At 54.9% G+C, this 20,259-nt stretch carries 17 protein-coding genes; 5 read left to right on the top strand and 12 right to left on the bottom strand.

The features are described from left to right. Positions 1-19 precede the first annotated feature (19 nt). The 4 genes from EUZ85_RS03685 to EUZ85_RS03670 form a co-directional block, all read right to left on the bottom strand. Positions 20-1,336 carry a triacylglycerol lipase gene (locus EUZ85_RS03685; protein ID WP_127967976.1) on the bottom strand — a complete coding sequence of 439 codons (1,317 nt, stop codon included), beginning with the start codon at positions 1,334-1,336 and terminating at the stop codon, positions 20-22. A gap of 42 nt (positions 1,337-1,378) precedes the next feature. Next, positions 1,379-2,518, bottom strand: a complete 1,140-nt coding sequence (mnmH, locus tag EUZ85_RS03680; RefSeq protein WP_127967975.1) for a tRNA 2-selenouridine(34) synthase MnmH — start codon at positions 2,516-2,518, stop codon at positions 1,379-1,381. After that, on the bottom strand, positions 2,519-3,559 hold the full coding sequence (gene selD, locus EUZ85_RS03675) for a selenide, water dikinase SelD (RefSeq protein WP_127967974.1): 1,041 nt from the start codon (positions 3,557-3,559) through the stop codon (positions 2,519-2,521). It abuts the gene before it with no gap. 72 nt (positions 3,560-3,631) lie between these two features. Next, positions 3,632-4,075 carry a hypothetical protein gene (locus tag EUZ85_RS03670; protein ID WP_127967973.1) on the bottom strand — a complete coding sequence of 148 codons (444 nt, stop codon included), beginning with the start codon at positions 4,073-4,075 and terminating at the stop codon, positions 3,632-3,634. A 250-nt stretch (positions 4,076-4,325) separates the two neighbouring features. On the opposite strand from EUZ85_RS03670, the gene EUZ85_RS03665 reads away from it, so the two are divergent. The 5 genes from EUZ85_RS03665 (at position 4,326) to EUZ85_RS03645 (ending at position 8,578) form a co-directional block, all read left to right on the top strand. Then, positions 4,326-5,294, top strand: coding sequence for an HlyD family secretion protein (locus EUZ85_RS03665; protein WP_127967972.1), 969 nt, complete (start codon positions 4,326-4,328; stop codon positions 5,292-5,294). After that, the gene (locus EUZ85_RS03660) at positions 5,287-6,216 is read left to right on the top strand and encodes an ABC transporter ATP-binding protein (protein WP_127967971.1); all 930 of its coding nucleotides are present in this window, start codon (positions 5,287-5,289) and stop codon (positions 6,214-6,216) included. Before EUZ85_RS03665 ends, EUZ85_RS03660 begins: the two co-directional genes overlap by 8 nt. Further along, positions 6,210-7,346, top strand: coding sequence for an ABC transporter permease (locus tag EUZ85_RS03655; RefSeq protein WP_127967970.1), 1,137 nt, complete (start codon positions 6,210-6,212; stop codon positions 7,344-7,346). Before EUZ85_RS03660 ends, EUZ85_RS03655 begins: the two co-directional genes overlap by 7 nt. Positions 7,347-7,458: 112 nt before the next feature. Further along, on the top strand, positions 7,459-7,791 hold the full coding sequence (locus EUZ85_RS03650; RefSeq protein ID WP_127967969.1) for a hypothetical protein: 333 nt from the start codon (positions 7,459-7,461) through the stop codon (positions 7,789-7,791). Positions 7,792-8,059: 268 nt separating this feature from the next. After that, the gene (locus EUZ85_RS03645; RefSeq protein WP_246842218.1) at positions 8,060-8,578 is read left to right on the top strand and encodes a hypothetical protein; all 519 of its coding nucleotides are present in this window, start codon (positions 8,060-8,062) and stop codon (positions 8,576-8,578) included. A gap of 50 nt (positions 8,579-8,628) precedes the next feature. Here the strand turns inward: EUZ85_RS03645 and EUZ85_RS03640 are convergent, their stop codons facing one another. The 8 genes from EUZ85_RS03640 to EUZ85_RS03605 all read right to left on the bottom strand — a co-directional run bounded on the left by EUZ85_RS03640 (position 8,629) and on the right by EUZ85_RS03605 (position 19,841). Next, positions 8,629-9,114, bottom strand: a complete 486-nt coding sequence (locus EUZ85_RS03640; RefSeq protein WP_127967967.1) for a hypothetical protein — start codon at positions 9,112-9,114, stop codon at positions 8,629-8,631. After that, positions 9,114-10,505 carry a DUF3696 domain-containing protein gene (locus tag EUZ85_RS03635; protein WP_011394224.1) on the bottom strand — a complete coding sequence of 464 codons (1,392 nt, stop codon included), beginning with the start codon at positions 10,503-10,505 and terminating at the stop codon, positions 9,114-9,116. The genes EUZ85_RS03640 and EUZ85_RS03635 overlap by 1 nt, the downstream gene beginning before the upstream one ends. A 218-nt stretch (positions 10,506-10,723) precedes the next feature. Further along, complete coding sequence (locus EUZ85_RS03630; RefSeq protein ID WP_127967966.1) at positions 10,724-12,961, bottom strand: ATPase, T2SS/T4P/T4SS family; 2,238 nt, start codon at positions 12,959-12,961, stop codon at positions 10,724-10,726. Between the two features lie 7 nt (positions 12,962-12,968). Further along, complete coding sequence (locus EUZ85_RS03625; RefSeq protein ID WP_127967965.1) at positions 12,969-14,156, bottom strand: sensor histidine kinase; 1,188 nt, start codon at positions 14,154-14,156, stop codon at positions 12,969-12,971. Positions 14,157-14,180: 24 nt separating this feature from the next. Further along, the gene (locus tag EUZ85_RS03620) at positions 14,181-14,831 is read right to left on the bottom strand and encodes an ATP/GTP-binding protein (protein WP_127967964.1); all 651 of its coding nucleotides are present in this window, start codon (positions 14,829-14,831) and stop codon (positions 14,181-14,183) included. A gap of 107 nt (positions 14,832-14,938) precedes the next feature. Further along, positions 14,939-15,427, bottom strand: coding sequence for a GNAT family N-acetyltransferase (locus EUZ85_RS03615; RefSeq protein WP_127967963.1), 489 nt, complete (start codon positions 15,425-15,427; stop codon positions 14,939-14,941). A gap of 128 nt (positions 15,428-15,555) precedes the next feature. Beyond that, positions 15,556-16,413 (bottom strand): outer membrane protein OmpK, encoded by an 858-nt coding sequence (locus tag EUZ85_RS03610; protein ID WP_127967962.1) that lies wholly within the window; start codon positions 16,411-16,413, stop codon positions 15,556-15,558. Between the two features lie 446 nt (positions 16,414-16,859). Continuing rightward, on the bottom strand, positions 16,860-19,841 hold the full coding sequence (locus tag EUZ85_RS03605; protein WP_127967961.1) for a M14 family metallopeptidase: 2,982 nt from the start codon (positions 19,839-19,841) through the stop codon (positions 16,860-16,862). Positions 19,842-20,259 lie beyond the last annotated feature (418 nt).

Below are 20,259 nucleotides of genomic sequence, written 5' to 3'. Positions count from 1 at the left end.
CGATGGTCGGATCGTCGTCTTACTGGCGGCGTCCATCCGACCTCTTGCCGGCCCAGCGCCCGGCGACAAACCGGGTTCCCCCCTGCACCAGCTTCCCTCCCAATTTCAGCGAACCGTATACGACGCCAGCGACGCCCTTGTGAGTTTCATCCACCACCTTCGCCACCGGTCGAACAAGGGGTATTCTGGCCAGCACCTCGTGAGGATCGCGGGCGATCGCCCGGTGCATAGACTCCACCGCGCCCACGGTTTGCAGATAGCCGTCCGCCAGTATATCCACCACACCCGCCGCCAGGCGTCCGTCTCGCCATGGCGCCGCCGCGGCGACCGGCGTCAGTGAAATGGTTTGCCGCAACGGCTGCGATCCGCCGGCCAATGTATCCTCTTCACACCACTGCTTTATCTGCCGGTACACCCGGTTGCAGTGCGCCAGAGGAATATGCGGCACGCCCTCGAAATGAGCGAAGCGGCTGTCCGGCGGCGCGGCGCGAGGGTGCGCGCTGGTCTGAGTGACCAGACTGTCGCCGACCAGTTTGTTAATGAGACTGCCGTTTTTTGGGGACACCGAGCCACTGATAAAGCAGTGCCTGGCGCCGGGGTAAAAGCCGCGCCCCGGCGTCGCCAGCGGCGCCGGGTCCAGCCCCTCGCGCAGGTCGCGAATGCCTTCGCTGCGGCCATCGATCCAGTCCGCCCACTGACTGATGTAATCTCTGGGAAACTCGCGCACCAGGGCGCTGAAACGATGGCCCATTTGTTCAAACGGAGACCCTTCATGGGGCGAACCAATGTAGAAGCAACGCTTGAGTTTGCGCAGCCAGGGCGCGTCAGTCTGGTCTGCGGACTTTTGCGCGCTGCGCATCACCAGTCCGCCCATGCTGAAACCGATCAGGATGAGTTCGTCAATTTCCAGCGGATAGACGGCGAGCAAACGCGTCATCAACTGAGAAAAGCGCACCCCATTCTCCCGCACCGGCAGCCCGCTGTTGTAGCGTAGAAAAAGTGGCGTATAACCAAAGTCCCGTTGCAGTCTCAGGCCATAGTTATCCGGCTTGGGCTCAACAACCGCGTCGGCTTGCCTGGGTTTGATGTCCCAGATGCTTTCCAGGTTGGTGAGCCCGTGCAGCAACACGACAATTTTGTTGGAAAACACCAGTCCGGAGCGCAACGCCAGCGTCTCATCCAACGGCAATGGTCGGCGCTGGTGATAGAAGTCCATCTCAATCGCCAACGGATTACCTCGTCGCGCCAGATAATCGCCGAATACGCCGTTCAGCGCCGCCTGCCCGAGGCCGCCCCAACGTCGCCAATCCACGGATTTTGTCTCGTTGTCCGCCATCGCTCTCTCCCGCCCTTCGGCATTGCGACCGCTACACGTCGGTCAAAGTCGCTCGTCCCTCACTGTCGTCACCGTTGACGACGTGTGCGCTAAATACTCACTCACCGCCGCCGCATCTCCACGAAAACAAATACGTTCCGCACGCTTGTTCAGTTGATAGGCGTACATAGGATCATAATAGTCTTCCAATAAACATCTGATCCAATCCCGGTGCAGCGCGGAATCTCCCCGCCGATGCCGCGCCAGCGCCGCCTCCAACATCCCGCCCAGTTGTTGATACCGCAGCCCGCCCAGACGCGTGCGGATGTTGAACATCGATTGACGCAGATCGTCGGCGAAACGCTCAAAACCTTCTTCCTCGCCCCGGCTGCGTCGCCACTCATCTAATTTATGCAGAATATAGTTACGAAAACTGTGCTCCACTCGTTGTTCCAAAGGGACGTCAACCACCACCAGGGGCGCTTGCGCCATGGCTCGTCGCAGACACTGCGGCAATGCGCAGCGTCCAATCAGATGGCTTTCGTCCTCCAGCAAGAGCGGCGCGTTTGCAAACTCGTGATGCTGGCGCAGCAGCGCCACCGCCAACGCGTTTTCAAAACCGATTTGAGAGGGCTGGTCGTCAGCGCGCCGGCCAAAGGCGCTGCCGCGATGATGCGCCAGTCGCTCCAGATCCACCGCCCCGGGAATACCCGTCAGCAAGTCCGTCTTGCCGCCGCCAGTATGTCCGGCCAGCAGAATAAAATGGGCTTCCTCGCAAATGCTTTCCAGAGATTCGATCAGGAAACGCCGCATGGCCTTGTAACCGCCGAGAACACGGGGATAGGCTACGCCGCTCTCCGCCAGCCACTGCTGACAAATGCTGGAGCGCAGGCCTCCGCGAAAGCAGTACAGATATCCCTGCGGATGGCGCTGTGCGAACTCCCGCCAGCCTTGCACCCGCGCCTCTTTCACTTCGCCATGCACCAGCCGGTGTCCCAACGTTATCGCCGCCTGCTGGCCGTGGCGCTTGTAACAGCTCCCCACCTGCGCTCGTTCATCGTCGGTCATCAGCGGCAGATTGACGGCGTCGGGAAAAGCGCCTTTGTGAAACTCCACCGGAGCGCGCGTGTCGAGCAACGGCGCGCCGGACAGGAACACATTGAGGTAGTCGTCCGTATCCTGCCTGTCTCCTGATCCGCTCATTCAAGCCACCTCGATGCGCGGGCCATCGCGATGGGTCTGCAATGCTCCAATCTGCGCGACCTGCACGCCAGCGTCTTGCAGCAGGCGTTCTAACGCCTCCGCACCCGCTGGATCGACGGCGATAAGCAGTCCACCGCTGGTTTGCGGATCGCATAACAGCAGCCTTTGCTCTTCGGTCATGGAACCCAGACGCGCGCCGTAACTGTCGAAATTGCGGCGGGCGCCGCCGGGAATGCAGCCTTGCTGGATGTAGTCCAACACAGGCGACAGGCGGGGAATGGCGGCGTAATTCAGTTGCGCTTTCAGTCCCGAACCTTCGCACATCTCCAGCAGATGCCCCATCAGCCCGAACCCGGTCACGTCGGTCATCGCGCAGACTTCCGTCAAGCGCGCCGCCTCCGCTCCGACCCGGTTCAACGCGCACATTTGCTCAAGGGCCAAGTGAGCGTGTTGCGGCTGAAGTTTCTTTTGCTTTTGCGCGGTGGTCAGGACGCCGACGCCCAGTGGCTTGGTGAGATAGAGCAGACTGCCGGGGACAGCGGCGTCGTTGCGTTTGAGGTGTGCAGGTGTCGTGGAGCCGGTGACCGCCAGCCCGAAAATGGGCTCCGGCGCGTCGATACTGTGTCCGCCCGCCAGCATGATTCCCGCCTCATGACAGACGTGACGACCGCCCTCCACCACCCGTTGAGCGACTTCCGCAGGCAACGTATTCACAGGCCAGCCGAGGATGGCCACCGCCATCAAAGGCTCACCGCCCATGGCGTAGATATCGCTGATGGCGTTGGCGGCGGCGATGCGTCCAAAGTCGAACGGATCGTCGACGATGGGCATGAAAAAATCCGTGGTGCTGAGAATGATGCGCCCATCACCCAGATCATAGGCGGCGGCGTCGTCTCTCGACGCATTGCCCACCAGCAGCCGGGGATCGTTGATGGGCGGCAATTGAGAAAGAAGAATACGGTCGAGAATTGCAGGAGAAATCTTACAGCCGCAGCCAGCGCCGTGACTGAATTCCGTGAGCTTGATCGATGCGTCTTGCATACGCCCCTCCGATGACGATGGAAGGACGTATGATAGGTCTTCGCAGGCGCCTTGTCACAGCGCTGAACGCCGCTATGCCGACTGCGTCGCGACTTCCCTGGAGACGGCGCGGGAAAGCAGAAATACACACCACCACAAGGGCGCAATGGCCAGAGCGGTTAAGAGAATATCAGCGACGCTGTGATACTCCTGATACAGCATCAGTAATGCATAACCCAACAACCCAATCAAAGCGGGTATACCCCAGCGCGGCGCGGCGGCGATCAGGCTGAAGGTGATGGCGATCGCCACAGCGGAATGCGTGCTGTAGTCCATGCCCAGCGCTGGCCATATATCCAGAGTGTAATCAATCCATCGTACTGTGTAAGCGATAGCCAGACCGCCAAACAACGTCAGCGCCAATCGGCCTGCCGCCGCCCAGCGACGACGCCACAAGGTGTGCGCCAACAGCGCCAGCGTCACCAGACCAAGTAACGGGTTATAACTGTCGGCGATAGCGTCGAGAGTTTCGTACACGAGAAAATCACTCCTTGAAGGCGGAAGGGTAAAAGGCGCATGGGTGCGCCAGCCCGGCGACTAGGCTATCACAGTCGCGTATCGGCAGAGTACGTTCTGATACAGCGGAGACGCATTTGCGTCAAATTTTTCCAGGTTAGTCAAAAGTCTGTATTGATCAATCAGTTACAACGAGCGATGCTGATCACAATCGATCGCCGTCGCAGTTCTCTCCAAAGGCGGCGCCTATTCCGGTTCAAGGAGCTGAACAATGGATTATGGATATTTTGCTGCGCTGGTGGCCCTACTGGCGTTGACAGGCTGCGATTCCGCCGCAAGCGAGCACTGGCAGGGTTATGTCGAGGGCGACTCGATATTTATCGCAGCGCCTTCCGCCGGCGCGCTCACTGAGATTGCGGTGGAGGAAGGCGATCAGGTGAGCGTCGACGCTCACCTGTTCAGCATTGACGATGAGCCCCAACGCGCAGCGGAACAACAGGCCGAGGCGCAATTACAGCGCGCCCGCGCCGAACTGGCGGACTTGGAGAAAGGCAAACGACCGCAGGAACTGGCGGTAATCGAAGCCCAATACGAACAAGCCCAGGCCGCCGCCGAACTCTCTTCCAAACAGCTACTGCGCGCTCGCGACCTATACGCCAACAAACTCGCCAGTCGTTCCAGTCTCGACGAAGCGGAAACCGCGCATGAACGCAACCTGCGCCAGATTCAGGAAGTTGAAGCGCAAATGAGCAGCGCGCGTCTCGCCGCCCGTTCCGACCAGTTGGAGGCGGCCAAAGCGCAAGTGGCGGCCGCGCAGGCCAGTTTGCGGGAAGCGCGCTGGAGTCTGCAGCAGAAACAACAGGCGGCGCCGACATCGGCGCTGGTGCGGCAGGTGCTATATCGCCCGGGTGAATTTGTGCCCGCCGGACAGCCGGTGGTGGAGCTATTGCCGCCGGAACGGATCAACGTGCGCTTTTTCGTACCGGAAACCGCGCTGCATGCAATTAAAACCGGAGATCAGGTCAGCGTTCACTGTGACGGCTGCGGCGCGCCGTTCATGGCCACCGTGCGCTATATCAGCCCTAACGCGGAATTCACGCCCCCCTATATCTACAGTAAAGACAGTCGGGACAAGTTTGTGTATCTGGTGAAGGCCTGGCCCGCCGCTGACAGGTCGTCGCAACTGCATCCGGGGCAGCCCGTGGATATCGATCCCCCTGGACTGAATGGCCATGAATAACCGCGAGGAGATCATTAAGGTCAAGGACATGTCGAAGTCCTTCGGCGGCAAGGTGGCGGTGAATAAAGTCAGCCTCAGCGTATATAAAGGCGATATTTTCGGCTTTCTGGGCCCCAACGGCAGCGGCAAAACCACCACCATTCGCCTGCTGTGCGGATTGCTCACGCCGGATGAAGGAGAAGGCCGCTGTCTCGGATACGACATCATCAAAGAAGCCCGTCATATCAAACGCCAGGTCGGCTACATGACCCAGCGCTTCAGCTTTTATGAAGATCTCAGCGTGCGGGAGAACCTGGAGTTTGTCGCCCGTATGTACCATTTGCAGGAGCGCCGTCAAGCGGTGGACGAAGCGCTGGATAATCTGGGAATGAAAAGCCGTCAGACGCAATTGGCGGGTGAACTGTCCGGCGGCTGGAAACAACGGCTGGCGCTGACCGCCTGCATGCTGCACAAGCCCAAGCTGTTGCTGCTGGACGAGCCCACGTCCGGGGTCGATCCGGAGGCGCGACGGGATTTCTGGGAGGAGATCCATCGCCTGGCGGATGAAGGCGTTACCGTGCTGGTGTCCACCCACTACATGGACGAAGCCGAGCGCTGCAATCGCCTCGCTTATATCGCTTACGGTCACTTGGTGGGCGAAGGGTCGCCCCGGTCTCTGATCGCCGATTCCGGTCTGGCCACCTGGCGCATAGAAAGCGCCGACATTCATCAGGTGGCGGAAAAGCTCAGGCATATCGACGCAGTGGAACAGGTCGCGCCGTTTGGAACCCGTTTGTTTGTGTCCGGCACGGACGCCCAGCAACTGGAGAAGGATCTGAGCGCCTTCGCGGAGCAGGAAGACGTCAATCCTGAGCGCACCCAGCCGCGGCTTGAAGACGTGTTTATTCAGCTGATGCGCAGCTCGGAGGAAAAAAGATGGTGACGCTGCTTTCTCCCATCCGCTTGTGGGCGGTGGTCGCCAAAGAGTTTATTCAGTTGCGCCGCGACCGGCTGACTTTCGCCATGATCATTGGCATTCCCCTGATTCAACTTGCGCTGTTCGGTTTCGCCATCAATTCGGACCCCAAAGAGCTGCCCATGGCGGTGCGCAGCGCGGAATCCAGCGCTTATACCCGCAGCATCATCCAGGCCATCGTCAACACCCGCTACTTCAATGTCACCGAGATTACCGACTCCGAGCAAACCGCCAATGAGATCCTGGCCCGCGGCGCGGCGCAGTTTGTCATCAACATTCCCGCCGACTTTACCCGGCGCCTGTTGCGTGGCGAGCAACCAAGCCTGCTGCTGGAAGCGGACGCCACCGACCCCGCCGCCACGTCCAACGCCCTGGCGGCGATCAAACAGATACCCAACACCGCCCTGGCTCACGACCTCAACGGCCCGCTGGCCTCCTTGCAGAGCAAAGGCGCGCCGTTTTCCATCGATATCCATCGCCGCTATAACCCTGAGGGCGTCACCCAGTACAACATCGTTCCGGGCCTGATGGGCGTGATTCTGACCATGACGATGATCATGATGACTTCCCTGGCCATCACCCGCGAGCACGAACGCGGCACCATGGAAAATCTGCTGGCCATGCCGGTGCAGCCGCTGGAGGTCATGGTCGGAAAAATCACGCCTTATATCCTGATCGGTTACATTCAGGTGCTCGTTATTCTCGCCGCGGCCCTGTGGGTGTTTCATGTGCCAATGCTGGGCTCGGCGTTACTGCTGATGCTCGGCGTGTTGCTGTTTATACTGGCCAACCTCACCGTCGGCATCACCATTTCCAGCGTGGCGCGTAATCAGGCTCAGGCCATGCAGATGTCGTTTTTCTTTTTCATGCCGTCCATCCTGCTGTCCGGCTTTATGTTTCCCTTTCGCGGTATGCCGCAATGGGCCCAAATTATTGGCGAAGCGCTGCCGCTGACGCATTTCCTGCGTTTTATCCGTGGCTTATTGTTAAAGGGCAACGAATGGACGGTCGCCTGGGAGCACTTATGGCCATTGCTGGCCTTCACCGCGGTAATGATGGCGGTTGGCTTACGCCGGTACCGACGCACTCTGGATTAGAGATAGAGTCTGTTTACCTATACGCCCTACCCGGAATTGCTTTTTCGTCAGGGTGGATTATGATCGTCGGGCTCGCACCAGACCTTCAGCCCAATCAGCGCGTGGAATTCACATGTCCGAAGTAGTTTTAACCAACCTCAATCTGTTCACCGTCCTGTTCGTGATCTTCTTCGCCAGCGCGAGTTTCATGTTCATGCAGATCTTTTTTCATGACGCCAAAATGGGGCTGGTTTTCCTCGCAGGACTAGTGATCGCCGGCACCGCCTCCGTCATGTTCAAGCCGTTGGCGATTCCCGCTCTGTCTCTGGCGCTGATCGCCTTCGTCGCACTGATTCTTATCAATCTGTACAAACACTATAAAAAACCGCAGTTTTACGCTCCCGCACTGGGCATGCTAGTCAGCCTGGCGGTGGGCGGCGGAATGATTCTGGCTTTGCAGCAATAAGCCAGCAGAGTTGCTCCTTCAGCGCACGTTTCCATAACGTAAAGCGATTGTCGAGGTACTTTTTAACGCCTCCGCTGCGACATATTCCCACGCGCAATCGCCCTTCCCAGTCTAAGCTTGCTGTGTTCCGGCGTCATACGCCGGAGCCCGCCCGGCGGCCGGACACGCCGCTCTTATAAAAACGGAGACAGCTAGTATGGAACGAGTCAGCAGATCTCTTAGCACTCTATTTTATTGGCTACGCCCTTCTCAAAAACTGACGACTTTAATGCAAGCCAGCGCTTTCACACTGGCGACCGGTTTTGTAGGCGCGGCCTGGGCGGCTTCGCCGTGGACGGCGGTGGGCTCCACTGGCGTTGTCGATGAGGCGGATGCGGCGGAAGTTAACTTCTCCAGCGGCGTCGCCCAGATCAGTGGCGCAGCGCCGGCATCCAGCAGCGTTACCTTACGTTATAACGTCACCGCCATCGCCGATCTCGATAACGGCGGCGTCAACAAGCGCCTCAGCGCCCGTTTCCGCGATAACGGAAGCGACGCCAGAGTCGTGCTGTCACTGCGCCAGTACAACTACAATTCCGGTCTCACCACCACGCTGCTGACGCTGGACAGCAACACCCGCCCCGCCAACGCGGCTTACCAGACCCATAGCGTCAGCGACGGCTGTTGGACCACCAGCTTCGACTTCTCGCAAAACGCCTATTTCATCGAAGCCGTCCTCACCCGAACCAGCACTGCAGGCAGCCCCGGCCTGGCGATCCTCAGGGTTGAGGATGCGGATCTTTGTTGAGCAATTCAAAATCCCCCAGATGGTAGAAAATAATCTAGGGGACTTTCAAACTACTCATCTGCCAATAAGTTCTTAGCTTCTGACGCTTCTGAAACAAATAACTCAAATAATTTCTTAAGCTCTTTTCTTGTGCGAGGAGGAAAGTCCCTTAGATCGTGAGAAACTAGTACGTGCGCCCGAGAGTTTGCTGCAACTCTAACAAAGACTCTATCATGCTTATTAGAAATCATATTTATAAGGGAGCGATTCTTAGCCATTCCGATATCAGTTTCCACCATGTCAATCCTCCCTGTTTGCGCCATTTGAGTAATAACAGCATAACCAAACTGTCCGTGAACAAGTTTCGTTAAGTACTCATGCCCAATAATGCTATTATTAACTCCCTCCTCGAAATTAAAACCCATATCAACACATATATGCGTCTCACACTCTAAAAGAAGTTGCAAAAATTCTACAGTATCATGAAATCGATTTTCATTAGGGTTGCTGCCATGCATCAACACATTAGTGTCTATAGTTACATCAAATATGCACATCATTTACTCCTAATTTTTGCTTGAGCGCTCGCTAGTGCTAGAGCTTCGCGAAGTGCATCATCAAAAAATCCTTTTGGCCATGATTCCGTATTAATATGCCCATTATTTTCTATATTAACTTGTTTAATAACTGACCTGTCACCATCTCTCTCTAAAAAATAAAGAGCGACATCATCCTTTTTTATATCACCATTTGCGACAAACTTTCGGAGTCGCATTATTAAGTGTTCACTATGAGTTTCCACTAAAACTCTATGACCGTTATTGGCCATATGTACAAATAAGTCGGCTAATGCACACTGGAGTCTTGGATTCAAATGAATCTCCGGCTGCTCTGCCAATGTTAGACTATCAGGAGGAGCTGCAAGCGCCTGAATAATTAGAGGCAATACTTGAGATGCTCCAAACCCTACATCAGCAACATTTACTCTCTGATCCCCAGAACCAAGAAATAACTGAAAAATGTCATCATTCACATCGTCAAAATGTAGAGAGTCACCAAATTCAAAGTGCTTTACCCATCTATCAACGTCATGCTTGAGATTTTCGTAGTTACGCCTGAATAAGTTGGGTGCATTTTCACCTTGAGGCCCAACAGTCTGAGGTGTTTCAGATGCAATTCTGTAATATCTTTCTATTTTCTTTCTCAGTGGACCCACATAACTCAAATTTTGAAATAAGCTTCTTATTTCAGAGAAGGCGTAACCAATAGCTCTTAAATAATGTGAAAACTCTTCTGAAAATCTTTCAACCTCAGACTCCTCACTCTCATCGCTAGGTAATTCCAGTGAGTACAATGTAGACGTAGGAGAGAATAGAAAGTTAACCACTTCAGACTTTAAAACTGCAGCCTTTTCTCTATCACTCATTTTAGAATATGAGATATTTCCGCTCAGAGAGTATTTTCCACTTTTATTCAATGATTGAGACAAATATTTCCTCTTAAATATGTCATAAAGCTCATATTTATTGAGAATTAGTTGATGAGCTTCCCTACCTTTGGAAAAGGTTAATTCAATAGCTCCAGGGGGATAGCTTCCTACCGGCTTATTTGCCTTTCTGTTTTCATGAAGATGGAATCTTAATCCTAAGAATAAATTTCTATTTTCCTCATGATGATGAATAAAGTCCTTATAGTTACCCGCATCAATAAGCCTTCCCCTAGTTACTAAAGGCGTTTCAGTATCGTTAGATTTTATAGTTTGGTTAAGAAGCAAAAGAGGAGCCAATATACTGCTCTTACCACAATTATTTGCACCAATGAGAATTGTGATAGGTTTAATTGTAATCCAGTCTGTATCCTCAAACCTTCTATAATTCTTCCATCTTATTTGGTAATCACTATGCACTAAACTTTTATCATCATCACCAGAAGATTTTTCCTCATGCATAAAACACCCATTCCGTTATAAATATATAAATTTATATTATATAAATGATCGATGCACACATATGAATTACTAGTACAAAAAATAGAAAAATCCAGAGATAAAAAAGACACAAAAATTGACACTGAAAATACAAAAAAAGCAAACGCCAAGTAAAATAAGAACATATCAGGATATTTATCTAGTAATTATTTTATACCCTCCACTAAAATTTCTAATTTTTACACTTCAATCTGCGTTCCCAGTACCCGCAGGACTTCGTAGGTGGTGGTGAGGCCGTTGTGGACGCGGGATTTGGCGTCGTCGACGAGGGTGACCAGACCGTTGGCGACGGCGATATCGTGGAGTTCTTTACTGGAGGCGCCGCCGGCGATGTGGTGGCGCAGTTCTTCTGTCATGGTGAGGACTTCATACAGGCCGATGCGGCCTTTATAGCCGTGGTTGCATTTGTGGCAGCCGCGGCCACGATAGGTTTTCAGGTGGGGGTCATCGAACAGCGGGCCCAGCAGGTAAATCTCCTCTTCATTGGGAGTGACTTCTTCACGGCAATGGTCGCAGATACGCCGCACTAACCGTTGAGCGATGATACATTCCAACGCCTGCGCCGCGACGAAAGGTTTGATGCCCAGGTCCAGCAAACGGGCGATGGTGCCGATAGAGGAATTGGTGTGCAGGGTGGAGAACACCAGGTGCCCGGTCAGCGCCGCATGCAGTGCGACTTCCGCCGTCTCGAAGTCACGAATCTCTCCCAGCAGAATAATATCCGGGTCCTGCCGTAAAATAGCGCGCAAAATGGAGGCGAAACTCAGGCCGATTTTCTCCCGCACTGATACCTGCCCGGCCATATCCAGATAAAACTCCACTGGGTCTTCGATGGTGACGTAATTCTTCTCCGTCGTGGCGTTATGCTGCAGCAGCGCATAGAGCGACGTGCTTTTGCCGCTGCCGGTGGGCCCCGTGGCGAGAATCATGCCCTGGGGTTTGTTGATGGCGGCTTCCATGCGTTTGGCGTTGAGTTCCGACAGTCCCAGGTGGGTCAGGTTTTTCACGGAGGAATTACGCTCCAGCACCCGCATTACCACTTTTTCCCCGTTCAACGTGGGTAGGGTGGAAATGCGCAAATCCACCACCCGCATCGGCGTTTTCACCGTAATGCGCCCATCCTGGGGACGGCGGCGTTCAGTGATATCCAGCTCGGACATGACCTTAATGCGGGAGACCAGGGACATGTGCATGTTGTGCGGAATACGGATCTTGTCCTCCAGCACGCCGTCTATGCGATAACGCACAATGACCTGATTGGTGCGGGGATGGATATGGATATCGCTGGCGCCCAGGCGCAACGCCTCAATGATAATCGCATTGACCAGGCGCACCGCTGGCGGCTGTTCGGTTTGACTGAGCAGATCTTCCAAAGAATCGTCGTCATCATCTTCGATGACCACTTCGATGCCTTCGAAAGGATCAACCCCCATCACCACGCTTTCCAGCTCTTTAATGGAGGTTTCCTCTTCCGTAAACAGCTCGGATAGTTTCATTTCCATTGCGCTGACCGTGGCGACTACCGGGTCAATCTGCATGCCCGTGGTAAAACCCAGTTCATCGATCAGCTCCACGTTGAGGGGGTCCGCCATGGCCAATAACAGGCGCTTGCCGCTGACCCGGAGAGGGATGATAAGTTGCTTCTGACATAGCGACATGGGAATCAGCGACAAGGTCGCCGGCTCGACCTGAAACTCCGCCAGCGCCACCTCTTCAAAGAACATTTCCTTCTTCAGGAGCTGCACCAGCTTGCGTTCCTCAATCCATTGCTTTTCCAGCAGCAGTTTGATCACCGTCTCCTTACGGCTTTGCTGCAGCTTGAACACCTCCTGCACCTGCTGCTTGTTCAGCAGGTTATGCTTGTGCAGCATGATCGCCAGCTGGCTGCGGTTTTGCTGCGCCAGCTTGCTGAACGCCTGCAGATCTTTTTGCTGTTTGGCGTTGGTCTTCTCAAGCTCTTTGTTCTTTTGAATGAGATCATACTGTTCCAGCGCCAGAGCGACGGTGACGCGCAAATCATCGTCATTCCAGGGCTTGAGAATAAAGCGATAGACCGCGCCCTCGTTGATGGCGGCCATCACCGCAGTCGTGTCCGCCTGTCCGGTCAGCATGATGCGGATGGTGTCAGGAGATTGTTCCTTCACCTTGCGCAGAAGATCCGCTCCCGTCATTCCCGGCATCATGTAGTCGGAAATCAATAAATGAATACGGCGCTGGTTGATGATCTCCAGGGCTTCCATCGCATTTTTGGCGGTGAGAATGTCATAGCTCTCCTTACGAAAAACCCGGCTCAATGCATTCAGTACGGCAGGCTCATCATCCACCAGCAAAACGCTGTATGACACTTTGGGCTTGGCTTTATCCTCATCCTGATCGGAAGCAGAGTTATTGACGAATAGAGAAGCGAATTTCGACATAGATGAATTATCCGGAAGCTTCCTCCGTCACCGGCAGCTCAATGCAAAAACGGCTGCCCTTGCCCGGTTCGCTGGCGACCTGAATCTCGCCGCCATGAGCGCGGATAATGTCCCGGCATAAGGTCATGCCCAGTCCAGTGCCGGAGCCCACCGGTTTGGTGGTGAAAAACGGTTCGAAAATACGGTTTTGAGTCTCCGTGTCCATGCCGCAGCCGGTGTCTTCAATCACAATGCGCACCCCGTTTGCGCCAAGTCCACACTGCACCAGCACTTCACCGCGTTCGCCAATGGCCTGCACCGCATTCAGCATGATGGCGTACACCGCCTGGCAGAACGCCGAATAGTCCACCCACACCGGCGGCGTCGGCTCATATTCCTTGCGCAGACGAATGTGGCCGCCCATAAGCGGCTTGGCGAGATTGCAGACGCTCTCCATCAGCTCTTCCATGGCCACTTTCTGTCTGGAGCCGCCATCCGTGCCGGCGAAACCTTTCAGATCCTTGACGATTTTCGCGACCCGCGCCACGCCATCCAGAGTGTCGCCCATCAGGATATGCAGATCCTTGATGACAAAGTCCAGTTCATAGCGACTGAAAATCGCCTTCACATCGTGGCCGCGCGACATTTCCGTCAGCGCATCGCTGATATCCTGAAGGTAGCCTTTACCTGAGTTCAGGTTAGACTGAATAAACCCGAGGGGATTATTAATCTCATGAGCGACGCCGGCGCCGAGCTGCCCCAATGCGCTCAGTTTCTCCGCTTCGTAAACCTGCTTGCGACGCAGCTCGATCTGCGCCACCTGCTCCTCCACCCTGCGCTCAAGCTGCTCCGCCAGTTCCCGATACCGCGCTTCCGACTCCTGCAGAGCCTGATGCTTTAGCTGCAGTTCCTCATAGTCCTGCTCCACCACATGATGATGCAGGGAAGCCGCCAGCCGATAACGGGCGGCCTGATGCAGTATGGCTTCCAGCAACTTGCAGGCGGCTTCCGCTTTTTCTTTGGGGGCTGAGGCGACTAAGTAGGCGACCGTACGAATCTGATAGCGGATAGGCCAGGCGTCAGCATCCGGTTTGTCCTGGACAGGGACGATACAGGCGGAGGTTTCCAACAGCGGCGGTAATCGATTTTGCAGCGACTCAATGTCTCTCGGCGTCAATAGATCGGCAAGCGTGAACTCTGGATCAATGTCATTCACGACGATAGCGCCCCTCTGATCCTGTCATTTTCCCAACAAGCCGGCGACAAACGCCTCCCGGCTCAACTGATGCGCAGAGCCCAGCTTGAATTCTTCATCCAGCTCCGGGTATACCCGCTGCAGCAACAGCTCCAGCGTCTCCAACACCCCTTGATTCTGCAACGCGCTGGCGAACACCACCGGCCACCAGGGACTGGGCTCCCAGCGCTCGCGAATTTCTTGCTCGCTCAGGATATTTTTCAGGTCGCGCTTATTGAATTGCACCACCAGTGGCAGGCGTTCGAAGTCGATGCCCACGCGACCGGCGTTGGCGGCGAGATTCTCAAACGCCTCAAGGTTGGTATGGCTTTGGTTATGCTGGGAATCCGCGATAAAGGCGACGCCGTCTGCGCGGGATAAAACCGCTTTGCGGGTGCTGTCATGCTGCACCTGTCCCGGAACAGTGTAGAGCTTGAGTTGAATCAACAGGCCGCTGGGCGCTTCGAATCCCAGCGGGAACAGATCAAAAAACAGCGTGCGGTCTTTTTGCGTCTCCAGCACCATCATCTCGCCTTTCAGTTCCGGCGAAGACAATTCGTGCAGCGCGCCCAGATTCGTGGTTTTCCCACTCAGCGCAGGGCCATAATAGACCAGCTTTAAGGTCAGTCGATTCGTCTGTTCATCCAGCTCCGCCATAATGCTCCTTCCCGGCAAGACTTCTCCGGCTGGGATAGTCCTATCCCCTCAGTATAGAAGACTTCCTCAGAGGCGCCTGAACTTAATGGCGGGGATTCGCAGACGCTTCAGTCGGTCTCCGTCAGGTACAAACGCATGCCGCGGGCCTGATAGTTGGCCAACGCGCCAGGATGGTCCAGCGTACAGGTGTGCACCCACACCCGCTCTGCTCCCCAGTTCCACGCTTCGCGAATGCATTGGGTGAGCAGATAGCCGCCGAGCCCTTGACCAATAAATCTGGGGGCCAGTCCGAAGTAGGAAATTTCCACTTGTCGTTCAGGCTGTTTCTGCAGTTCAAAGTAACCCGCCGGTGAGCCTTTGACGTAAGCCACCCAGGTGCGCAGATTTTCGTTCTCCGCATAATCCCGCCACTGATCATCGCTCCAGGACAACTTGTCGGTCCATCCCCAGGCGCCGCCTACCAACGTGTAGAGAAAGCGGCTGTACTCAAACTGCCGGATTGCGCATTCCATGATCTGCAACTCTCCCACCGGGCTTTTCGCCCGTAAGTCTGACGGAGAAGTCATTTCTAAATAGTAAGTGGAGACTGTCTGCATTGTTCCCTTTCCTGAAGTCATTTCCCTGCCTGAAAAAGGAGACGAATCCCAAGACGTCGTTGCGTCTTCAGGTCGTTCGGATTCGTCTCCGAAATTCCGCGCCGCGTAACACGGTGCGTAGACGGCGGCTAGATTTTGTAGGTCAGGTTGAAGTAATGGCCAACGCCGGTGGTATCCTGCGGCCCATTAAACCCTTCTGCACCATCCTCGAACTGAGTCATGTTGCGGTATACCTTGGCGCCATATCCGACCGCCCATTGCTTGGAATGGTACCAGATGCCCAGGTAGGACTGTAATGAGTCGGAGGAACGGCCCGGTTCATCGCCCAGATCAGAGGCGAACTCGTAATCTGTATATCCCTGGAACGCAATGAAATCATCGCCGATGTGGTAAAAAGGCTTGAACCAGTTGATGTGGGCGACATAGCCGTCCCAACTGCCTTCATTCTTGGCGCCATAGTTCTCACCCACATAACGAGCGTAGACAGCAATGCCGGTTTTACCCAACCAGGGTAGCTCCGTATCTGTGCCGATACCCGACCACAATACCTGCAGGCCGCCAAATTCGCCTGCATCGGCCATCAATAGGTCAAAGGCGAAATACCATTCTTTAACCGGGCCGACAGACAGATCCGTTCCGGTCAGGTAGTCGATGGAAAGACGGGGCTCGATATCCGCGAAGAAGTTATCGCCGCGATTTTTATCGGAATTGCCTGAGTCGCCTAAAATATCCAGAAAATCCACGTAGCCGAAAAAGTCCAAAGCGCCGGAACGGCCGCCGAACTCGATTTCGAAATAGGTGTCGTCGAACTTGTAAGGTCCGCCACGTTGATCAATCCCTCGATACAGATGCCAGTTCATCCAATGATAGTCCGCGGCGTGAATATCTTCCGGAACTTCTACAGCACTCGCAGCTGAAGAAAAAAGCAGACCGGCGACCAACGCGCCGCTTGCTGCGGCCAGGGCCGACTGTTTCTTGAGAGTCATGAATACTCCTACTTCTGTGTTTGCTTTGTTTTGATTGTTTTCCTGCAAATACATCACCGCGCGGGGAAAGCTGCCGCCCCCTGCGACGCAGCCGGACTTTTCCGACCCATCGCCCCACATATGCAGTCGTCTCCCCGCGCTGTGTGTATTTATTGACAGAGAGCAGAAGAGCAATATGCGCGCCAACGACAATGATGACCGGCAAATATTGACCTTTTAGTCAACAATTTGCAATTTAAATGCACAATTTGAATGATTTACGCGCAGCCAAATATCACATTCATGCCTGAAAACAGGGCGCGAAAACTAACTTGGCCCCAAATCGGCGCAGCGCGTAAAAGGCGGCGAAGGATATAGACGAAAGTCGAAGTCTGCAAGAAAGTGGGGAGAAAAAAGGGGCGCCTGCGAATGCGGGCGCCCCTCTCTAGAAGTGGAAGTGTCTGAAATTACAGACCGAAGTAACTCATTGAACGCTCAATCAGCTTAACGCGGTTTTCGTAACCATCGACGCCTTCCAGACCGAAGCCCATATAAATGGTGTCTTCGTCACGGATGACGGGACCGTCAACGAAGCCTGCGCCTTCGATGTTATCCCAATTATTGATGTTGAACGCGCCATCGGGAGCGCCTGGCTGCCACAGACCGAAGCCGTCTTCGAAATCTTCTGCGTCATTTTCCCCGACTTTCACGTCGTCGACGAAAACGCCCAGTCCCTGAGTACCCCAGTCGGAGGCATAGGAAATGTAGATTTCAACGGTTTTGCCAGCGTAGGCGGACAGGTCAAACAACATGGTGCGGAAACCAGCGCTGCTGCCGCTCATGGCGTTCCACTGACCGGTGGTTCCAGTAGGATTACAGCTGGCGTCCATGTAATGGGCCAATGTCGGATGCAGGTCGACCCAGCCGGATTTACAGCTTTCGCCGGTATCCTGACTGGTCAAACCATTGGCTTCCGGCAGAGTGGTCCAGTTATCGCTGCCCTGCTCGGCGATTTCCACAAACACGAAGTCCCAATCCGCTTCAGTTTCATGAGCCATGTTGAAGGTGATGTACGGCGCATCCGCTGGTACTTCGATGGTTCCACCCAGACGTTTGAAGCTCTGATCCGCTTGCTGGCTGTACACATAGTGCGTGCCGGAAGTGGGGTTGAAGCCGCCGCCAGGGCGATCATAGGTCGCCGCCAGAGTCTGGTGATACTCGTCCACAAAGCTGCTGGTGACCAGGAAGCTGTCAGGAGTGTGCTGGTTGTTGGCGCTGTCGCCGCCGTTCAGGGAGAAACGCAGACCCGCCATGATGGGGTCGTCATCCTGCCCTACTACGTCCAGCGCATTGCCGTCTTTGCCCAGACCGGATGTCTCCAGGTGCAGGAAGGCGCCCATGTAGTACTGGAAGAAGTCATCGTTGAACTGTGCGTAGACAGTAGACGCTTCTGACAGGCCCTGGCCGGTTGCCATGACTTTGCCGTCCCAGTAGTTGATGTATTCACGCGCCTGCAGCTTCATCTGCTCATGCGCCTGGAAGCCTTCCAGAACGGTCGACACAAAGTCGTCGCCGGTATACCAGATCACCGCGTCGTAGTGGCTCATGACTTCACGCGCTGGCGGCACGGCGCCTCTGGCGTCAACGTCCCACACGTCGTAGGAGTAACCGGCGCCGTCCAGGGCGTCAGTGTAGAAAGAGAGGTAGTTAGGAGCGGTGTTGTTCTCATACACAGGGTATTCGCCAGTGTAATCCTCCGCCGCCACCACCAGCACTTTGGCGCCGCTGGCTTTTTCTACGGTGTAGCTGTATGGACCGAACTCTTCGCCTTTGACGGTTTTGATCCAATAGGTGACCGTGCTGCCGGCGGCCTGGCCGCGAATCTTCGCCTCATAGCGATTGAAGTAAGTTCCCTGCTCCGTGTTGTAACGGTCGCCGAACTTTCTGCGGAAGCGAGTCAGCTGAGGCGAACCACCGTCCACTTGATAAACCAGGAAGCTGCGGTCGCCGATGCGACGCTTGGCCAGCATGTCCACAGACTGAGTTGCGCCCCAGGAAGTGGTCAGCGGCTCGTGATAGACGTCCTCTGTTTCGATGCCTACGGCGGAAACAGGACTATCCGGTCTTCTCGCGCTTTCCGCGATGGTCAGAGCGAATTCCAGGTTGTCGTTGAAAACCGCCTGCAGCATTTTTTCATCGTCTGGAAATTCAAAGCCGTAGGAGTTGCCCTCTTTATCCTGCCCGGAAGTCAGCTCCACGGTGTAGGAGGGAATGCCCAACGCGCCGTAGGACCAGTCAGTGAAATCGCCATTGGTGGTGTACAGGTCGGCGCTCACGCCGGGATCATAGCCCGCTTCGATAATGCTGTCGTAGATAGCGGGATTGTCGTCAGTACCCGCCTGCGCCACGAAAATAGGATTGTCGAAGCTGGGCGTCTGCACCTGCCATCCGAAGGGATACAGAATCAGGTTGCTGTAGGTGTGATAAGACAAGGTGAAACGGAAGTCATGGGCTTGAATAAAGCTGGTCAGCGCCACGGTTTCCGGCTCGCTTCCCGCTGAAGGTCCGCGATAGGTCTGATCGGACATCACCGGGCTGGAGCCTTCGTCGTCCAGGCCCCAATGCTCGCCGAAGTTACGGTTCAGGTCGACGCCGTCCTGCAGCGTGATCTGGCCGTCGCCATCGTTATCGCGCAGGTTTTTCCGCCACAGACGTTCGTTGGTGAAGGTGTACTCGTAGCCGTCCGGGTTAGCCACCGGCATGATCCACAGCTCGTTATGATTCAGCAGCTTGGTGATGCGCTCAATCTTGCCGTAGTTCTCGGTCAGGTAGTCCATATAACGCATGGCCATTTGCGTCGCCACCCATTCGCGGGCGTGATGCGTGGCCACGTAGAATACCTCAGGCTTTTTACGACCAGGCGGTTGATGACTCACGCCATAACCGTCCTTCAGGTCGCCGCCGCGATCGAACCAACGCTCCCACCAGGTCTTACGGGAAAGTTTGGCGACGATCAAAGGACGTCCCTGATGGGATTCGCCGATTTTATACAGCGTCACCAGCGCGGGGTATTTCTCCGCCAGGGCGTACAGGCGGTCCTCAATACCCAGTTCAGGTTCGTCAAAGCTGTGATAAGCGGTTTCACCGCTGGCGGAAAAGGCGGAGCGGAACTGCGACGTCATCTGCATCGGCTCCCACTTGATGCCGGCCTTATCCAGCTTTTCCTTATCAATAGGCGACAACACCGCTTCCACCGTAAAGGATTCCCCTTTCACGCCTGCGGTCAGATTTTTCAGTTTGTGGTAGTGGACGATGTCGAGGCCAAGCTTCTTGGCCGATTTCAATTCATCGCCGCTGTTGAGGGTGATTCGCGCCATGCTAAGTTGCCCGGCCAGCGCGACCCCCGGCAGTATCGTGCAAATCAAGGCTAGCCATCTAACTAATTTCATGATGTTTTCCTTATTCATGGTTATCGTTAACGGAAAGTTAGTTCGGACTACTGCTAGACTACGGCCAAGGGGGTGAGGGGGAGCCCTAAGCACTCGATCCATGTGCCGTTACAGGCCTTTTGCGGAGAGGTTTCCAGCTGGGTCAACGTCGCTATTCCAGTGTTATGGGGTAACCGGCGGGAGCGGCGTTTTTTGGGAAAACCTAACAGCAGGCGCTAACGGACTGCACTTACCTCTATATGTGATAGGAACTCAGCTTGATATAGAGGTTTTCCACTATATCCTCATAACAAAATTAAATATAAAGGCGAGCATCTAACGACGACGCTGAGACGGCGTACGCCGCGGGTTTGACCGATTGACCAGGAAAATGATTTATCCATGCAGCCATCCTTGGATTTCCTTATACTCCTAGCGA

The organism is Hahella sp. KA22, from assembly GCF_004135205.1.
GTDB lineage: Bacteria > Pseudomonadota > Gammaproteobacteria > Pseudomonadales > Oleiphilaceae > Hahella.
Note: the sequence above shows the minus strand (reverse complement) of the source record. Positions and strands in the feature narration are given on the sequence as shown.

What these genes read in the sequence shown, in the direction of transcription:
- EUZ85_RS03685 (WP_127967976.1), bottom strand. Translation starts at nt 1,336, where the DNA reads ATGGCGGACAACGAGACAAAATCCGTGGATTGGCGACGTTGGGGCGGC.
- mnmH (WP_127967975.1), bottom strand. Translation starts at nt 2,518, where the DNA reads ATGAGCGGATCAGGAGACAGGCAGGATACGGACGACTACCTCAATGTG.
- selD (WP_127967974.1), bottom strand. Translation starts at nt 3,559, where the DNA reads ATGCAAGACGCATCGATCAAGCTCACGGAATTCAGTCACGGCGCTGGC.
- EUZ85_RS03665 (WP_127967972.1), top strand. Translation starts at nt 4,326, where the DNA reads ATGGATTATGGATATTTTGCTGCGCTGGTGGCCCTACTGGCGTTGACA.
- EUZ85_RS03660 (WP_127967971.1), top strand. Translation starts at nt 5,287, where the DNA reads ATGAATAACCGCGAGGAGATCATTAAGGTCAAGGACATGTCGAAGTCC.
- EUZ85_RS03655 (WP_127967970.1), top strand. Translation starts at nt 6,210, where the DNA reads ATGGTGACGCTGCTTTCTCCCATCCGCTTGTGGGCGGTGGTCGCCAAA.
- EUZ85_RS03650 (WP_127967969.1), top strand. Translation starts at nt 7,459, where the DNA reads ATGTCCGAAGTAGTTTTAACCAACCTCAATCTGTTCACCGTCCTGTTC.
- EUZ85_RS03645 (WP_246842218.1), top strand. Translation starts at nt 8,060, where the DNA reads ATGCAAGCCAGCGCTTTCACACTGGCGACCGGTTTTGTAGGCGCGGCC.
- EUZ85_RS03640 (WP_127967967.1), bottom strand. Translation starts at nt 9,114, where the DNA reads ATGTGCATATTTGATGTAACTATAGACACTAATGTGTTGATGCATGGC.
- EUZ85_RS03635 (WP_011394224.1), bottom strand. Translation starts at nt 10,505, where the DNA reads ATGCATGAGGAAAAATCTTCTGGTGATGATGATAAAAGTTTAGTGCAT.
- EUZ85_RS03630 (WP_127967966.1), bottom strand. Translation starts at nt 12,961, where the DNA reads ATGTCGAAATTCGCTTCTCTATTCGTCAATAACTCTGCTTCCGATCAG.
- EUZ85_RS03620 (WP_127967964.1), bottom strand. Translation starts at nt 14,831, where the DNA reads ATGGCGGAGCTGGATGAACAGACGAATCGACTGACCTTAAAGCTGGTC.
- EUZ85_RS03615 (WP_127967963.1), bottom strand. Translation starts at nt 15,427, where the DNA reads ATGCAGACAGTCTCCACTTACTATTTAGAAATGACTTCTCCGTCAGAC.
- EUZ85_RS03610 (WP_127967962.1), bottom strand. Translation starts at nt 16,413, where the DNA reads ATGACTCTCAAGAAACAGTCGGCCCTGGCCGCAGCAAGCGGCGCGTTG.
- EUZ85_RS03605 (WP_127967961.1), bottom strand. Translation starts at nt 19,841, where the DNA reads ATGAAATTAGTTAGATGGCTAGCCTTGATTTGCACGATACTGCCGGGG.